Genomic DNA, 14,625 nt, shown 5'->3' on the forward strand with positions numbered 1-14,625 from the left:
TCTTTCATCGCTACAACACTACCATACATGATGATTTTCTAAGAATTACATAATTGAAAGGAATATCTAATTTCTACAAAAAAGTGGTCTTTCTCCCGCTCGAGAAAGACTACTTTTTCTTATTTAACGTTCACACGCGATACCGTCTTTATCCCGGTCACTCTTCGTGTTTAAGTTATACGTCGCAAGACTCACGTATGCCTTATATTTTGTTGCTTTGTAAATCGGTTTTCCATGCTTGTCATACCCGGTCCGATTTTTTAGCCCCGCCTTTTTCGCGACGCCGCCTTTATAGGTCTTCTGCATTTCCGTACAGTTCTTAAAGGCTTTTGCTTTCGTCGCCGCTTCACTAGCTGCCGGAACATGAAGCAAAGCGAGACTAACAACACCCGCGAGTATAAGCCGACTCCATTTTTTCATAGGGATTCCTCCTTTTTTCAAAAAACAACGATTCGTCTTTTGATTATAAGAGGTCATTTTTAGAAATTGTTCCCTTTTTTCATTTTTACGTCAATGATTTTTAAAATCTGACAATCAACGAATATAGGACGAGCTGACGAGGTCATCTTTTAAAATCGATGTCGGGATCTTAAATTCAACGATGCCCATATATCCTGGAGCGATGCTGTACTCATCAAACGACAGGACTAATTTGTGGTCTGCCGTAATATAGAAGTTTTGCTTCGCTGAAATCTGTTTGAACTGTTCGTCCTCCGGTATATCCAGTGTTCCTTCGACAAAGTAGACCTTTCCTTCGTCTGCTTTCATTTGGCGACGCATTTCTTCTTTTAGGTAATCACTGATTGTCGTGATATATCCGTCATCTTTGAACAAGGACGGTAACGTCAGGACAAGCTGTTGCTTCTTATCAATCGTATCGTACTGGACGCTTTCCGTTGCACTTGCCCGTGTCTCGGTGACAGTTCGCCCGATCGACAACAGGTCGTCCGTATCCGTCTTGACGTCATAACGGCTATCGACAGCAAATACCCCTTCCTGTCCGTGCGTCTCTTGTTTGAACTTTTCATATAACGCTTGTCCTTCCACGATATACTTTTCATTCAGCTGTTGCTCGAGCGCTTTGTCCGGTAACGTCACTTGGGGTGCTTTAATATCAGCCGACTGTTGTGTCTTCGTCTCTTTCCAGTCGATCGTCACGATCTCAGTCAGTTGACCGAAGACCGGCACCTTCGCCATCGCGTCTGCAAACGACGCATTACTATTTAATCCGCCAATGAATAACGTGATGGCGGCCGCTGTAATCAACACGGATTGCTTCGTCCGCGAAGGACGAGTTCGACGCTCGACTCGAGCAATCATTTCATCGAGTTCTTTTGGGACCGGTGGTTGTTGGTAAGCCTGTTTCAGATCATCAAGTTTGTTTGACATCTAGATCATCTCCATTCAATTTCATTTTCAGTAAGGTCAACCCTTTATAGAGGCGAGACTTGGTCGTACTTAGATTCAGCTCTAAAATCGTCGCGACGTCTTTTAAGATCAAATCCTCGAAGTAGTGTAAGATAACGACTTCCCGGTACATGACCGGTAACTCCTCGAGTGCTTGTCGCAAATCGGCATCCGGATATGTATCTTCTTTCGTTGCAACGAGTTCGATCAGTCGATCCGTGTCGTAACTGATACTATGCTGACGTTTCCGGATCGCATCGATCGCTGTTCGTGTCAAAATCTGATAGAACCAGGCTTTCATCCGTTCATCATCCTCGAGTCGGTCGAGTGATTGTAACGCTTTTTGGATGCTGTCCTGAATGACATCCAGACTATCCTGTTCATTTTTCATATAACTGTAGGCTAACCAGTAGAGATTCGGTTTGTATTGCTTTAAAAAACGGACGAATGCTTTTTCCCGTTTTCTGATTTGGCGAGAGGTCATAGGCCGCGGCTCCTTTTTTCGATATCGTTCTGTGTATACATCATTAAGACGGGCGAGTCGAGAAAAAAGTTGACGACACAACAAAAAAAGGTGACACAAGGTCACCTTTTTGAATCAATAATCTAAATGCCGTGATGCATCATTCCAGACTTTTACGTGAAGCGTGATCAAGGCGATACCGTACAGAACACTCATGTATAACGAAAACTCACCAAACAGAACATCCGTCCAGGCATTTAATCCAAACAACGGGACGACGAAGAGGAAATAGAATATGAACTGAACACTCGCAAGCCCATCAAACCAAATCGTCTCAGAAAACGCGCCTTCAAGTAACGAAACACCGTAAATGAATAACGTCGCAACGAGACCAATCCGGATATACCAGACCATAAGTCGAAGCGATTTATCTTCTTTGATATAGAATAGAGACCCGACTAAACCAATAAGCCAGGCGACGGAGGCAATGCTTTGCCATCCGTTAATCGTTCCGTCCGGATGGAGCATGGCGGACCATCCGTTAATTCCGATCATGACAAGTAAACCTAAAATAAAGATGAACCGATACGGTAAGTCCCTCTGACGCATGACGTTTCCTCCCCTGAAAACGAATAGATGTCACTTCTACACTTTACATTCCATATGATGGGTTTTAATCCTTTTTCTTTTACACATTTTTTTACCCGATCTCTATTGATTTTTTTATCTAATCCGGGGAAAAAGGCAAGGACGATGAGTCGTCCTTGCCTTTTTCCTTATACGCTTTGGGGAAGCGTAGCTTTATGTCGCTTGATCACGTTCGCATACCAATGAGCACTGTCTTTCCAAATTCGTTCCTGTGTCTCGAAATCGACATAAAGGATTCCGAAGCGTTTTTCGTAACCGAAGCTCCACTCGAAGTTGTCAAGAAGCGACCATAAGTAGTAGCCATCAATATTCATGCCTTCTTCATTCAAATCCGAGATTGCTTGCAAGTGTTGCGCAACATAATCGATTCGGTTTTGGTCGGCGACCCGTCCTTCAATCAGCTCATCGTCAAATGCGGCTCCGTTTTCTGTAATATAGATCGGTAAATCTGTATATTCCGCCCGCAATCGGCGAATTAAGTCCTTAAATGCGTTCGGTGCAATGTCCCATCCCATCGCGGTTCTGTCGTAGTCAGAATACGCAGCTTTTTGTAGAAAATCATTTGCTGCGCTGAATTCGACAAGGTTACGGCTATAGAAATTAATCCCGAGGAAGTCACACGGTACAGCAATCGTTTCCATGTCCCCTTCCTGGATGAAAGCAAACGAATGGACATATTTTGAGAAAAGATTCATCATGTCGACCGGATAATGTCCCTTAAAGACCGGATCAAGGAACCAACGATTCGCATAGCCGTCTGCATTATTCATCGCTAACCGATCATTGACCGAATCTGTCTTTGCATATTTAGGCGCCAGATTGAGTGTAATGCCGATCGGTGTCGTCGATTTCATCTCTTCCTTCAGCATTTCGACTGCTTTTCCGTGAGATAAGAGCAAATGATGCACCGCATGAACGGCTTCGTTCAGATCAGTATGACCGGGTGCATGTTCCCCGATGTGATAGCTGAGGAACCCAGCACACCACGGCTCATTGTGCGTAATCCAAGAGTCGACGACTTCGTCAAGCTCCGTAAAACATGCCCGTGCAAAATCAAGGAACCAGTCGACCGATTCTCGGTTGACCCAGCCGCCTTCTTCGTATGCCCAGAGTGGCAAATCCCAATGATACAGTGTGACAGCCGGCTTAATGCCCTCTTCGCGCAAGCGTGTTGCAAGCTGCTTATAAAACGCCATGCCTTCAGGATTATAAATTCCTTTTTGCGGAAAAATCCGTGGCCAGGCAATCGAGAAGCGATACGTATCGACGCCAAGCTTCTTAATATGGGCGATGTCCTCTTCATAACGATGGTAATGATCACAAGCGACGTTACCGTTTTGCCAGTTGAAGACCTTGCCATCTTCTGCGCAAAACGCATCCCAGATGGAAGGCGTCCGTCCGTCTTCGTTGTAAGCGCCCTCGATTTGATACGACGATGTGGCTGTTCCGAATACAAAGTTTGGTGCAAATTTCATGTATGTCATCTCCTTTGACGAATTATTCTTTGACGGCACCAGCCGAGATACTGCTAACGATATACTTCGAGAGGAACAAGAAAGCGATCATGATCGGCACGACGGAAATCGCGATGCCGAGATACAGTGACCCTAAGTTCTCTGCGACTTGTGAACCTTTTAAGAATCCCATCAAGACCGGGAGCGTATACTTTTCTGGCGAGAAGAGTAAGACGAGCGGCATGATGTAGTTATTCCAAGAACCGATGAAGGTGAAGATCGACATCGTCGCGATCGCGGGCATCATCATCGGCAAAGCGATCGTATGGAAAATCCGCCATTCGCTTGCTCCATCGATACGCGCTGCTTCAATCAAACTCGGATGGAGGACCGTCTGGACGTACTGCCGGATGAAGAACACGGTGAACGGACTAGCAATAGCCGGTACGATGAGCGGAATGAAGCTATCGAGCAATCCTAAGTTTTTGCTGAGCTCATAAAAACCGATCAACCCGAGCTGTCCTGGAATCATCATCATGATCAGCATGAACACGAACAAGACATTTTTTCCTTTAAATTGATAGAATGCAAAACCGAATGCGGTCAGGGCGGAAAAGTATCCCGACAAGACGGTCACGAGTACAGCAATGATCAAGCTGTTTTTAAAGCCGGACCAGATATTGACGTACGAACTCAACGCCGCGTAGTTGTCAGCAAGCGAGTTGCCCGGGATCAAAGAAAAACCGGACAGGACTTCTTCATTTGACCGGGTTGCGTTGACGATCATCATCAAGAATGGAATGATGCAGGCAATCGTCAAGGCAATCAATGCGAGGTAAATGATCGTTTTTCCAAGCCATGGTTTTTTCCGTTTTGGAGGCGGCGTCAATCGAAGCGGATGCTCCGAGCGTTCTGGTTGTTCTTCCGTTTGTGGCACGAGCCGGCGTGCTTCTGCATTTCGTTCCATCGGTCAGGCTCCTTTCGGTGAACGTTCTTTTCGGAACATCCCTTTGAAGACGATGATTGAAAAAACAAGGGTGATGGCAAACAACCCATAAGCGACAGCTGCAGCATAGCCATAGTTGTTGTATTTGAATGCCTGGTTATAGAGATACAGCACCATCGTATTCAGTGCCCCGTCCGGCGCCCCGATTCCATCTGTGATCAGCATCGGCAGGTCGAACAATTGCAAACCACCGATCAGTGAGGTGATCATGATATACAATAAGATTGGCTTGAGCAGCGGCAAAGTGATTCGAGAAAAAATTTGCCATCGGGTCGCTCCGTCAATCAAGGCCGCTTCAAAATAATCTTTCGAGATGCCAGACACGCCTGCCATGACGACGATGAACGAGTGACCGAGCCACATCCATGTCAGGATGAGCGAGACAGATACTTGTGCCGTGACAGGTTGCGTCAACCAGTTGATTGGCTCTGAAATGATACCGATCTTCATCAACATCATGTTGAGCGAGCCATGTTGCCAGTCGAGCAAGATTCCAAACAGTAACGCCACGGAGCTGATCGTAATCAAGTTCGGCAGATAAAAGGTCGCTCGGAAGAACGCAAGCCCCTTCAATTTCAATTGGAGGTCGGAGAACAGCAATGCAAGCAACAATGCCCCGCCAATTTGTAAGGTAAAGTTGACAGCCCAAATCTTGATCGTGTTAAAGAACGCTTCGATGAAGTAACTGTCACTCAGTAGCCGAGTATAGTTCGCAAGACCAACGACTTGTTCCCCTTCAGCTCCCGTGTAGTTCGTAAAGCTATAATAGAATGTCAGGGCGACCGGATAAATACTGAAGATCAGGAAGACGATCCAAAACGGTGCGATGAAGAGATACCCAGTGCGATCGATTTTTTTCACAGGTTAAGCTCCTTTCTTCCATGAGAAAAGGTGAGGCAGGATGCGCCCCACCTGCTCGTTATTCGGGTACTTTTACATCAGGATATGCGTTTTTGACTTTTTTATAGAATTCCGTTAGAGCTTCATCCTTCGATTTTTTTCCGCGAACATACTCTGTTACGGCAGCTCCATAGAGCGTGTCAAGTTGTTGATCATACTTCGTAACAATGCCTGGTTTGATTTGGTCTGCTTGCTTTAAGAAAAATTCGTAGTTGTTCTGACCATCCAAGAAATCTTCTTTAAAGTTAGTCTTGATTTTATCCGTGACTGGCTTGAATGCTAAGACGTCACCCGTTTCCTTTGCCCAGTCTGTCAAGAATTCTTCGTCCTGCGTCATCATTTTGACGAAATCATAGGCGAGTTTTTGTTTTTTCGAATCTTTGTAGACGCCTAACCATGTTCCGCCCCAGAAGTAAGGACTCGGTCCGCTCGTGACAGCCCAGTCTCCTGCGGATTTTTTCACGTTTTCCTTCAAGACGCTATGCAGTCCCCAAGTCGGTAACACATACGAGAAGACCTCTGTCTGAATTTCCTTGCCATTCTCTTTGACTTTGACTGGTTTATCCATGCCGGCGTACCACGATGGTGACCATTCCGGTGCAAGGGCCGTATATTGTTTCGTACGGAGTTCTTTTGCGTAGTCCATATATTCTTTTCGCGCATCGGTCAAGACGAGCTCCTGCTTGTCGTTGACCCATGGTTGTGGATCATTGCCTTGCACGAACCAGCGAATCGATCCTTCATCCGGGAACATTTTATAGCCTTTTTGCTTCATTTTATCGGCGACTTCAAATACCCCATCCATTGAATTCATCATGCCGCCGATTTTTTTCGGGTCATCTGTTCCGAGTACTTTTTTCGCAATGCTTCGTTTGTAGTAAATGCCTCCTGGCGTCGTTTGCCAAGAGAGCGCACGCACGTTTCCTTCTTTATCTTTCCCCATGTCAAATACATACGGAATATAGTCTTTTGCGGCGTCATCTGCATTAAACGGCTTTTCGGATAAATTGGCCCAGTAGCCAGCGTCGACCCATTGCTTCAAGAAGGCGATTTCACCCGTGAAGATATCTGGTGCCCCGACGCCACTTTCAAGAGCTGGTTTCAACTTCGTCGGATAGTCGGCCATCGGCACGATCGTCAATTCGACTTTGACGCCATTCTTTTCTTCAAATTTTTTGATTGGTTTTTTTAATTCATCCGTAAACGACCAGATCTTTAAGACCTCTTTGCCACCACTCGTAGTGTCTTCACCACCTCCCGTACATCCCGCTAAGACAGTTGCCGTCATGGCACCAATCGTCATTGCACTAATGAACGCCTTTTTCATTTCATCCCATCCTTTTTTAATAGTTTTTAAGTAAGCGGTTTCAATTTAATCGTTTAATTCGAAAGCGCTTTCGAAAATGACAAGAGAATAATCGAAAGCCCTTTCGGAACTGCCGTAAAAATAATTTCGGAATCGCTCTCGCGTTTTCTCCCTGACAACCAGCGAGAGCGATTCCGAAATCGTCGCACGTCACACAGGTACAGGACCTGTCGAATGACGAACGATCAACTCGACGGGAATGACGTCTTGTGTCGTCATCCGCTGTTTATCGACAATTTGTTCGATCAAGACTGAAGCCGCATGCTGACCAATCGTTTCCGTATCTTGCCGGACAGTCGTCAGCTTCGGTGTGATATACTTCGCCATCTCGATATCATCGTAGCCTACGAGTGAGATATCTGTTGGAATCTGTAAGCCAGCTTCATGAATCGCTTCAATAGCGCCGATTGCCATTTGGTCCCCTGCCGCAAAGACAGCAGTCGGTCGATCCGGTAGCACCAGCAACTCTTGCATCGCCCGTTTTCCTTCTTCTCCGGAAAACAACCCACCGTTTGCAATATAGCCGTCTGGAATCGATAGGCCGAACTGGGTCATTGCTTGTTTATAACCTTCGATCCTTGCTGCACCAGCATCCGTCGTCGTGTCGCCAGCGATATGCGCAATCCGGCGATGACCTAATTCATATAGATGCTCGACGGCTAGTCGCCCACCCGTAATATTGTCGGAATAGACGACGCTACAATCCGGACTGTACATATCAACGACAACGATCGGAATCGTACTTTGAATCAATTCTTGAACGTGCAGATCCAACTGGTCCGAACAGATGACGACAATGCCATCAACCGCTCGGTGCCGAAAGTGCTCCAAGTAACTCATGTCCCGATTACGTAAATTTCGTGATGCAAAAATCAGATCATAACCTTGTTGCTCTGTTGCTTTCCGGAAGCTTTCAATGATCGCATTAAAGAACGGATGCATCATGCCGACACCATGTGCTTCTGAAAACATGACACCAATCGTCCACGAACGTTTCGTCGAGAGCGATTGAGCATGTGCATTCGGCAAGTATCCCATCTCAGCTGCTGCCTGGACGATCTTCGCTTTCGTCTTTTCACTGACATCTGAATAATTATTTAAGGCTTTCGAGACCGTTGTGATCGAAAATCCGGTCATCTTCGCTAAATCATAAATTGTTCCCATACTACTCACTCCATTTCACCGAAAGCGCTTTCGATAAATTTAGTATACGAAGTCTTTCTGGAACTTGCAACCTATTTTTTATAAAAATCAGATAAATTGAAACCGTTATCATTTATACTAAATAAATCAGCAACCCACTCTTTTTATACGAACAAATGTTTGGTATACTAAAAGAAACACATTCTTCCTTTTGAAAGGAGCTTTCCCATGCCGATTAATCCGTATCTTGTCTTTAATGGAAATACCCGTGAAGCATTGACGTTCTACACGGAGGTGTTTCAGGAAGAAATGCCGGAAATCATGGAGTTCGGACCAGGTCCTGGACCGGATGGTCAACCGTATCCACCGGAGCACCAGACACTGATTTTACATGCGCAGCTCATCGTCCATGGCACACGTCTCATGTTCTCAGACGCGATGCCACAAAACCCTGTGACGTTCGGACAAAACATTACGCTAGCCCTTCACTTAGCCGATGTGGAGCTATTGCACGAAACGTTCGCGCGGCTCGCTGAAGGCGGCAAGATCATCATGCCGATTCAAAAGACGTTTTGGAGTGAAGCCTACGGTATTGTCGAAGATGCGTTTGGCGTACAATGGCAGGTTAATCATGAAACGAGTATGGGCTAATGAATGATGATCCGGCTTTTAGAAGCCGGATCATTATTCATTCAAGAAACAAGTGTAGCGCATCATACATTGAAGGGAGGGGTTCCTATTGAATCACCAAGAGCTGTATACGATCTTTCCCCAGCTCGTCTTATATCCGAACTTATTTTATCACAATGCGAACGGAATCCGCTTTGAGCTAGGCGATTCAACATTGCTCAAAAACGTTGGTCTAGATGATCCGAATTATCTAGAGTCCGCCTATCGAAAAGCCCTAACCTTATTCGAAGCCATTCATGCTCCATCTGATCTTATCACATGGATCGTGCAGGTCAGTCCCTACAAAAGAACAAGCGGTTGGAAACCGGTCGTGCATAGTGGATTTGTGAAGTACTTGAAGTCCCCTTCTTTCCGCTATCGCCTGCGGTGCGATCGTACACCGCAATATGTGGAAGAGCATCCCTATGCTACATACACATTGTCTTTGACCTGTACACGGCAAGAGATTCATTATCCAGCTTTGATCCGTGATATTTGCAGTCATGATGTCACTTCTCGCCCTTCTTTTATCCATCGTACCTTTTTCTTTAATCCGAGACGAAAGAGTCTGTTTCACATCTATGATGACCGAGGCTGTGACCTGATCGGCGAAACACCTGACGCTATCCGTGATCTCTACGATGATTATAAGCATTGGATATTGAACCATGATAAAAACACTATTGATCAGACATTCTCACTATAAAGAGGCGATTCTTTGACTTAGAATCGCCTTTTAATTAGCTCTCGCTTAAAGAAGTCGAACGCACAGTTGACTGAATCAACTGCTTTAACCATTTTTGTCTCACATCTGTTGAAAAGTCTTCATTTCCAAATACCTCTATTCTAAAGGGAAGCGTTTTTAACAACTGACGCTCCAGTGCTTGGCGCGCCTGTAAAATTGAAATCGTCCCATTTACTCCTGACAGCGAGCGATTTACACCAAATGCTTGCTCGGTGTAATACGATACGAATCCATCTGCCCATTCTGTCGGACGCTCTTGTAATGCTTTACGGAAGCTTCTCTCTACATCCTGTTGATCAACATAGACAAGAACAGGTTGTAGCGGCGTAATGATTGTCGCTATGCGTTCAATGTACGCTTGTAACGTCGCTTCCGGTAGATCGTATTTGATGAGCCCCATCGTCAATGGATTTTGTAAAAAGCAGCATTCAAAAATATACGTTGTATTCGCTATCAAAGCTTGAGCAACGAACGCTTCCCATTTCTTTAGTATCAGTGATTGATGTAACTCGAACGGTAGTTCATAGATATCACGTGCTTGCAAAAATGAAAGCGCAGCTTCAGCAACATTCTGTTTTGACTGCCACTGACGATATGATACAAGCACATAATCATTGAACACCTCAGCAAATCGTAAGACCTCGAGTGAAGCGTACTTACTTTGAAACTCTACCCATTCACTAAGCGTTAAGTAAGCGACACTCTCATAATCCGCAGGATGGTTGAGGTCTCCTTCGATATGAAGACGCGTATTGATTTGTTGCTCTTGTAGTAGACGAGTCAACGCTTCAGCTGTTGTTGTTTTGCCTGAACCCGGTAGCCCTTCCATTAGATAAAGTTTAGCTTTCATACTATACACTCCTCAAATCATTTTCGCTTCACTTTTTGATACTTCATCTTTATCGTACATAAAATAATAAAAAAGCGGTATATATGTAAAAAATAGGTATAATTAAAAGAAAAAATAAAGGAGACTCTTAATGGCTTTACTAACAAACGAGCTAGAAATACTTCCATTACGTGATTTGTTCAACATTCCTCTCCGTGTTCCTTCGTATCAACGACCTTATAAATGGAGTGCACGCTCAACCAATCTTTTGTTCATCGATACTTACAAAGCATTTCAAAATGATTTAGAGGAATACCGTCTTGGGTCTGTCATTCTTCAAAAAGATCAAAGCAATACATACAATATCGTTGACGGTCAACAACGACTCACTACACTTTCGATATTACTTTATTGTCTAGGTGATACATATCAATCATTATTGCAAGAAGAGTATTCCGAACTATCTACAAATGCAATACTGACGAATCACAGCGTTCTCTCTAGAAAAACTAATGAGTTAAACCCTGATGAACAAACTCGCTTTAAAAATTATCTTTTAGAAAAATGCACAACTGTTCAAATCGTCACAGATAAGGAACAAGAAGCTTTTCAATTTTTTGATTCTCAAAATTCACGAGGAAAAGCGTTAGCCCCTCATGATCTCCTCAAATCTTATCATCTCCGCGAAATGACAGCCGAAGATGAGTCACAAAAGGTGAATGTCATTAGTCGCTGGGAGGCTGTCAATCAAGAGGATTTGAGTAACCTATTTAAAAACTACTTATATCCGTTAACTCAATGGTATAAAGGAAAACATGGTCTCGGTTATTCCTCGAGTAAAATTGATGCTTTCAAGGGAATCGACGCCACGCACGTCTACAATTATGCGTTATACCATAAAGCTAGTAATTTATTCATAGAACAATTTAATAAAAATGGTCATCATGAACTGCTCGCTTCAAATTCTTTGAATCAGTTCCAACTGACACAACCGTTAGTTGCCGGAAAGCGTTTTTTCGACTACATCCTTCATTATGGACAGCTACTAGAACAAATCCAGAAGCTCATTAAGTCCTATGCAGAACACAAAAACCAAATGCCACGTAAAGGAACCGGTGATACTTACATCATGCAATTGTTTGAATGCTCATTGCTATTTTTTGCTGATCGTTTTGGGATTGAAAGCTTGAATAAATCGGTACTCGATTACTTTTATACTTGGAGTTACTCTCTCCGATTAGTCATGAATGCTGTCTATCAAGAAACGACTAACAAGTACGCAAAAGGTAAGCATGAACGTCTCAACGAGGGATTCGATATTTTCACGATTATCAGTGAAATGAATACACCGGCAGAATTAGATTTATATTTACTAGAACAACCAATCGTTAATTCAAATAACAAAGAGAATTATCAAGCAGTGTATGACAAACTCTATCACTTGAATGGATGGTGCTAATATGACCGATAATCTAAAAGTCATACCAGCAGCAAATGTATTCGCAAATACTAATTATTCAGTTCCGATTTATCAACGGAATTATGCTTGGAACGAACTTCAAATCCTCCAGTTGATCGAGGATATTGATAGCGCCATTCTTAATGATGAAGACCGTACATATTTCCTCGGAAATCTAATCGTCAATCAGACCGACAATAACGTCTACGAAGTCATTGACGGTCAACAACGTTTAACGACGTTGTATTTACTCGAACGCTATCTGAAGTTTTCTTTTTCAAAAGACGCCCTTCGTTTCGAAGCGCGTGATACATCAAATCGTACACTCGCTCACCTTAGTGATTGTAAGGTCCACACATTACCAGAAGAATTAGCTTCGGCTGAAATTTTAAATGGTTATCATATCATTCAAAATTACTTCGAAACGAATCCAATCAATAAAGAAAAATTTTCTAAAAAACTAGAATCCGTATTTTTGATTCGAGTCCAAGTTCCAAAAAATATTAATTTAAATCATTACTTCGAGATTATGAATACGCGTGGCGAGCAATTAGAACTTCACGAAATCGTAAAAGCAAAATTACTCGAAGTGCTTAAAACCGATCAGGATAAGCACATTGGCTCAATGATTTGGGAAACTTGTTCAAATATGAATTCTTACGTACAAATGAATTTTAATCCAAATCACAGAAGGATACTCTTCACCCATAATTGGAGTAGTCTTCAATCTAAAATTGAGAGTTTTGATACGATCGTTGATCAAATCGATAACGAAAAGAACATCTCACAATCTAAAAAATCGTTACTTGCTATTCTAGATAGCAGCAAAACACCAGACACGAAGAGCAAAGAACTTGAAGACGAAAATGAACGGTTCGAATCAACCATCTCTTTTCCTGATTTCTTACTACAGGTGAATGCTGTCTTAAAAGATTCTCACTCAAGCGCTAGTCTAGACGACAAACACTTTCTCCAAACTTTAAAATGGTCTTGGACAAGCCCTGACAATGCCAAGCACTTTTTGTTCACTTTGTTGAAATGTCGTGTCTTGTATGACAAATACATTGTAAAACGTGAATTCGTCAAAGATTATAAAGAAACAGGCAAGTGGTCTTTGCAAATGTTAGAAAAGTACCGGGATACAAAAAGAAAAAGTGATAAACCAGCGTATGTTAGAACACTGAAACGTGAAAAGCAGAATCAAAAATTAAGAATGCTTCAATCTTGTTTGCGTATCACCTACACTTCTCCGAAAACCATGCACTGGATATCACTAGTCCTTTCTGAATTACTAGATGATGAATCAACGGATCTCATTGAATTACTCGAGCATTACTGCTGTGAGAAAGTCAGCGAATCTAATTATGAAACGAAATCAGGGTTTAAAATAGAACGAATCGTTTTTTCTTATCTAGATTATTTAATCTTTCGCGATGGCTACTCATATAATAACAAACAACTCGTATTTCCATTAAATGATGACTGGCAGTTCCAGTTCAGAAATTCCATCGAGCACTTCTATCCACAACATCCGATTGACGGAATGAAATGGGATGACCGTGATTTGCATAGCTTAGGTAACCTAGCGTTAATAACGATTTCCGGAAACTCGAAATTCTCGAATTTATCTCCGCTCAGTAAAATTGACTCTTATCCAAACCTAATTAAACAGAGTCTAAAACTAGCGATTATGCAGACTATAACGATATCTAGTGAAGAGAAGTGGACGACAGAAAAAGCAAATGAGCATCAAATAGAGATGACGACTATTTTGAATAAAGATTTAGCGAAATATGCTAGTATATCATCTTCAATATTGCAGGTAACACCTTAAAAGAAATAAAAAAACTTTCCGATAAAAAATACGGAAAGTCTTTTTTATATTTCCTTACACAATAATAGAATTTCCGTTAAAAATAGCGTTCTTCTACCTTCATTACAGATTATTAATTCACTATTTTTCCTAGATGAATTTTTTATTTGATTTATGAAGCGAGTAATCATATCTTTATTCATCTTATATTAATGTCATTTTACGACCCGCCCTGTATAAAACACTTCATCTTCATCCATATCATAATCACCTAGAGAAATGATTGTTCCTCCTGCATCCAGTACGCGAGTAATAGACTCCATCAAAAATTTACTATCTAAGCCAATCTCAACGTCTTTATTTCTCGCATCCACATACTTCAATAAATAAGAGTCTGGTGTCGCTAATTTTGAATCGGGTCGCGGTTCTACATCCACTTCAATCAATTCGACATGAACTTCTTTCGAATCCTTAAGATTTAACTGCTGTAATGTAGATGGCTTATTAAACGATTCCCCATGCGTCAACATACTCTCTAACATTAATTCTAGAGCATCTTTCGCCATGAATAGTGCATGTTTATATGTCTCTCCTTCCGTGAATACATTTTCTAAATCTGGAAAAGAAACATAGTATCCATCATTACCTTCATCACCAAATCCCTCACCTTCTTCTATTTTTGTCAGTACTGCATAATACTTATACATCGCCATTCACGTTCTC

15 protein-coding genes are annotated in these 14,625 nt (G+C 42.6%); 4 read left to right on the forward strand and 11 right to left on the reverse strand.

Features of this window, described 5'->3' with window-relative positions:
• Nucleotides 1-123: 123 nt before the first annotated feature.
• The 9 genes from BW42_RS11470 to BW42_RS11510 form a co-directional block, all read right to left on the reverse strand.
• Entirely contained in the window at nt 124-420 is a 297-nt protein-coding gene (locus BW42_RS11470; RefSeq protein WP_035411177.1) for an excalibur calcium-binding domain-containing protein, read from the reverse strand.
• A gap of 114 nt (nt 421-534) precedes the next feature.
• A complete protein-coding gene (locus tag BW42_RS11475; protein WP_035411179.1) occupies nt 535-1,389 on the reverse strand; it encodes an RsiV family protein in 855 nt (284 codons plus the stop codon).
• On the reverse strand, nt 1,373-1,891 hold the full coding sequence (locus BW42_RS11480) for an RNA polymerase sigma factor (RefSeq protein ID WP_035411182.1): 519 nt from the start codon (nt 1,889-1,891) through the stop codon (nt 1,373-1,375). The genes BW42_RS11475 and BW42_RS11480 overlap by 17 nt, the downstream gene beginning before the upstream one ends.
• A 114-nt stretch (nt 1,892-2,005) precedes the next feature.
• Nucleotides 2,006-2,479, reverse strand: coding sequence for a hypothetical protein (locus tag BW42_RS11485; RefSeq protein ID WP_035411185.1), 474 nt, complete (start codon nt 2,477-2,479; stop codon nt 2,006-2,008).
• Nucleotides 2,480-2,646: 167 nt separating this feature from the next.
• Nucleotides 2,647-3,993, reverse strand: coding sequence for a GH1 family beta-glucosidase (locus tag BW42_RS11490; RefSeq protein ID WP_035411188.1), 1,347 nt, complete (start codon nt 3,991-3,993; stop codon nt 2,647-2,649).
• A gap of 22 nt (nt 3,994-4,015) precedes the next feature.
• Nucleotides 4,016-4,939, reverse strand: a complete 924-nt coding sequence (locus BW42_RS11495) for a carbohydrate ABC transporter permease (RefSeq protein ID WP_081780419.1) — start codon at nt 4,937-4,939, stop codon at nt 4,016-4,018.
• 3 nt (nt 4,940-4,942) lie between these two features.
• The gene (locus tag BW42_RS11500) at nt 4,943-5,839 is read right to left on the reverse strand and encodes a carbohydrate ABC transporter permease (RefSeq protein ID WP_035411191.1); all 897 of its coding nucleotides are present in this window, start codon (nt 5,837-5,839) and stop codon (nt 4,943-4,945) included.
• 58 nt (nt 5,840-5,897) lie between these two features.
• On the reverse strand, nt 5,898-7,205 hold the full coding sequence (locus BW42_RS11505) for an ABC transporter substrate-binding protein (protein WP_035411194.1): 1,308 nt from the start codon (nt 7,203-7,205) through the stop codon (nt 5,898-5,900).
• Nucleotides 7,206-7,394: 189 nt separating this feature from the next.
• Complete coding sequence (locus tag BW42_RS11510) at nt 7,395-8,408, reverse strand: LacI family DNA-binding transcriptional regulator (RefSeq protein WP_035411197.1); 1,014 nt, start codon at nt 8,406-8,408, stop codon at nt 7,395-7,397.
• A gap of 207 nt (nt 8,409-8,615) precedes the next feature.
• Between BW42_RS11510 and BW42_RS11515 the strand changes: the two genes are divergently transcribed.
• A complete protein-coding gene (locus BW42_RS11515; RefSeq protein WP_035411200.1) occupies nt 8,616-9,038 on the forward strand; it encodes a VOC family protein in 423 nt (140 codons plus the stop codon).
• A gap of 88 nt (nt 9,039-9,126) precedes the next feature.
• Complete coding sequence (locus BW42_RS11520; RefSeq protein ID WP_035411203.1) at nt 9,127-9,762, forward strand: DUF3885 domain-containing protein; 636 nt, start codon at nt 9,127-9,129, stop codon at nt 9,760-9,762.
• 34 nt (nt 9,763-9,796) lie between these two features.
• On the opposite strand, the gene BW42_RS11525 is transcribed toward BW42_RS11520, so the two are convergent.
• Nucleotides 9,797-10,651, reverse strand: coding sequence for a hypothetical protein (locus BW42_RS11525; RefSeq protein WP_052019126.1), 855 nt, complete (start codon nt 10,649-10,651; stop codon nt 9,797-9,799).
• 130 nt (nt 10,652-10,781) lie between these two features.
• Between BW42_RS11525 and BW42_RS11530 the strand changes: the two genes are divergently transcribed.
• Entirely contained in the window at nt 10,782-12,089 is a 1,308-nt protein-coding gene (locus tag BW42_RS11530; protein WP_035411207.1) for a DUF262 domain-containing protein, read from the forward strand.
• Between the two features lies 1 nt (nt 12,090).
• A complete protein-coding gene (locus tag BW42_RS11535) occupies nt 12,091-13,923 on the forward strand; it encodes a DUF262 domain-containing protein (RefSeq protein WP_052019127.1) in 1,833 nt (610 codons plus the stop codon).
• A 194-nt stretch (nt 13,924-14,117) separates the two neighbouring features.
• Here the strand turns inward: BW42_RS11535 and BW42_RS11540 are convergent, their stop codons facing one another.
• A complete protein-coding gene (locus BW42_RS11540) occupies nt 14,118-14,615 on the reverse strand; it encodes a type II toxin-antitoxin system HicB family antitoxin (protein ID WP_035411210.1) in 498 nt (165 codons plus the stop codon).
• Nucleotides 14,616-14,625: the final 10 nt, after the last annotated feature.

It is taken from the genome of Exiguobacterium sp. RIT341 (genome assembly GCF_000632205.1).
In the GTDB taxonomy this organism is placed as follows: domain Bacteria; phylum Bacillota; class Bacilli; order Exiguobacteriales; family Exiguobacteriaceae; genus Exiguobacterium_A.

Bases quoted from the DNA above. Each gene is read 5' to 3' on its own strand.
- BW42_RS11525 (WP_052019126.1), bottom strand. From the start codon at position 10,651: ATGAAAGCTAAACTTTATCTAATGGAAGGGCTACCGGGTTCAGGCAAA.
- BW42_RS11535 (WP_052019127.1), top strand. From the start codon at position 12,091: ATGACCGATAATCTAAAAGTCATACCAGCAGCAAATGTATTCGCAAAT.
- BW42_RS11485 (WP_035411185.1), bottom strand. From the start codon at position 2,479: ATGCGTCAGAGGGACTTACCGTATCGGTTCATCTTTATTTTAGGTTTA.
- BW42_RS11480 (WP_035411182.1), bottom strand. From the start codon at position 1,891: ATGACCTCTCGCCAAATCAGAAAACGGGAAAAAGCATTCGTCCGTTTT.
- BW42_RS11510 (WP_035411197.1), bottom strand. From the start codon at position 8,408: ATGGGAACAATTTATGATTTAGCGAAGATGACCGGATTTTCGATCACA.
- BW42_RS11475 (WP_035411179.1), bottom strand. From the start codon at position 1,389: ATGTCAAACAAACTTGATGATCTGAAACAGGCTTACCAACAACCACCG.
- BW42_RS11515 (WP_035411200.1), top strand. From the start codon at position 8,616: ATGCCGATTAATCCGTATCTTGTCTTTAATGGAAATACCCGTGAAGCA.
- BW42_RS11540 (WP_035411210.1), bottom strand. From the start codon at position 14,615: ATGGCGATGTATAAGTATTATGCAGTACTGACAAAAATAGAAGAAGGT.
- BW42_RS11470 (WP_035411177.1), bottom strand. From the start codon at position 420: ATGAAAAAATGGAGTCGGCTTATACTCGCGGGTGTTGTTAGTCTCGCT.
- BW42_RS11530 (WP_035411207.1), top strand. From the start codon at position 10,782: ATGGCTTTACTAACAAACGAGCTAGAAATACTTCCATTACGTGATTTG.
- BW42_RS11495 (WP_081780419.1), bottom strand. From the start codon at position 4,939: ATGGAACGAAATGCAGAAGCACGCCGGCTCGTGCCACAAACGGAAGAA.
- BW42_RS11505 (WP_035411194.1), bottom strand. From the start codon at position 7,205: ATGAAAAAGGCGTTCATTAGTGCAATGACGATTGGTGCCATGACGGCA.
- BW42_RS11490 (WP_035411188.1), bottom strand. From the start codon at position 3,993: ATGAAATTTGCACCAAACTTTGTATTCGGAACAGCCACATCGTCGTAT.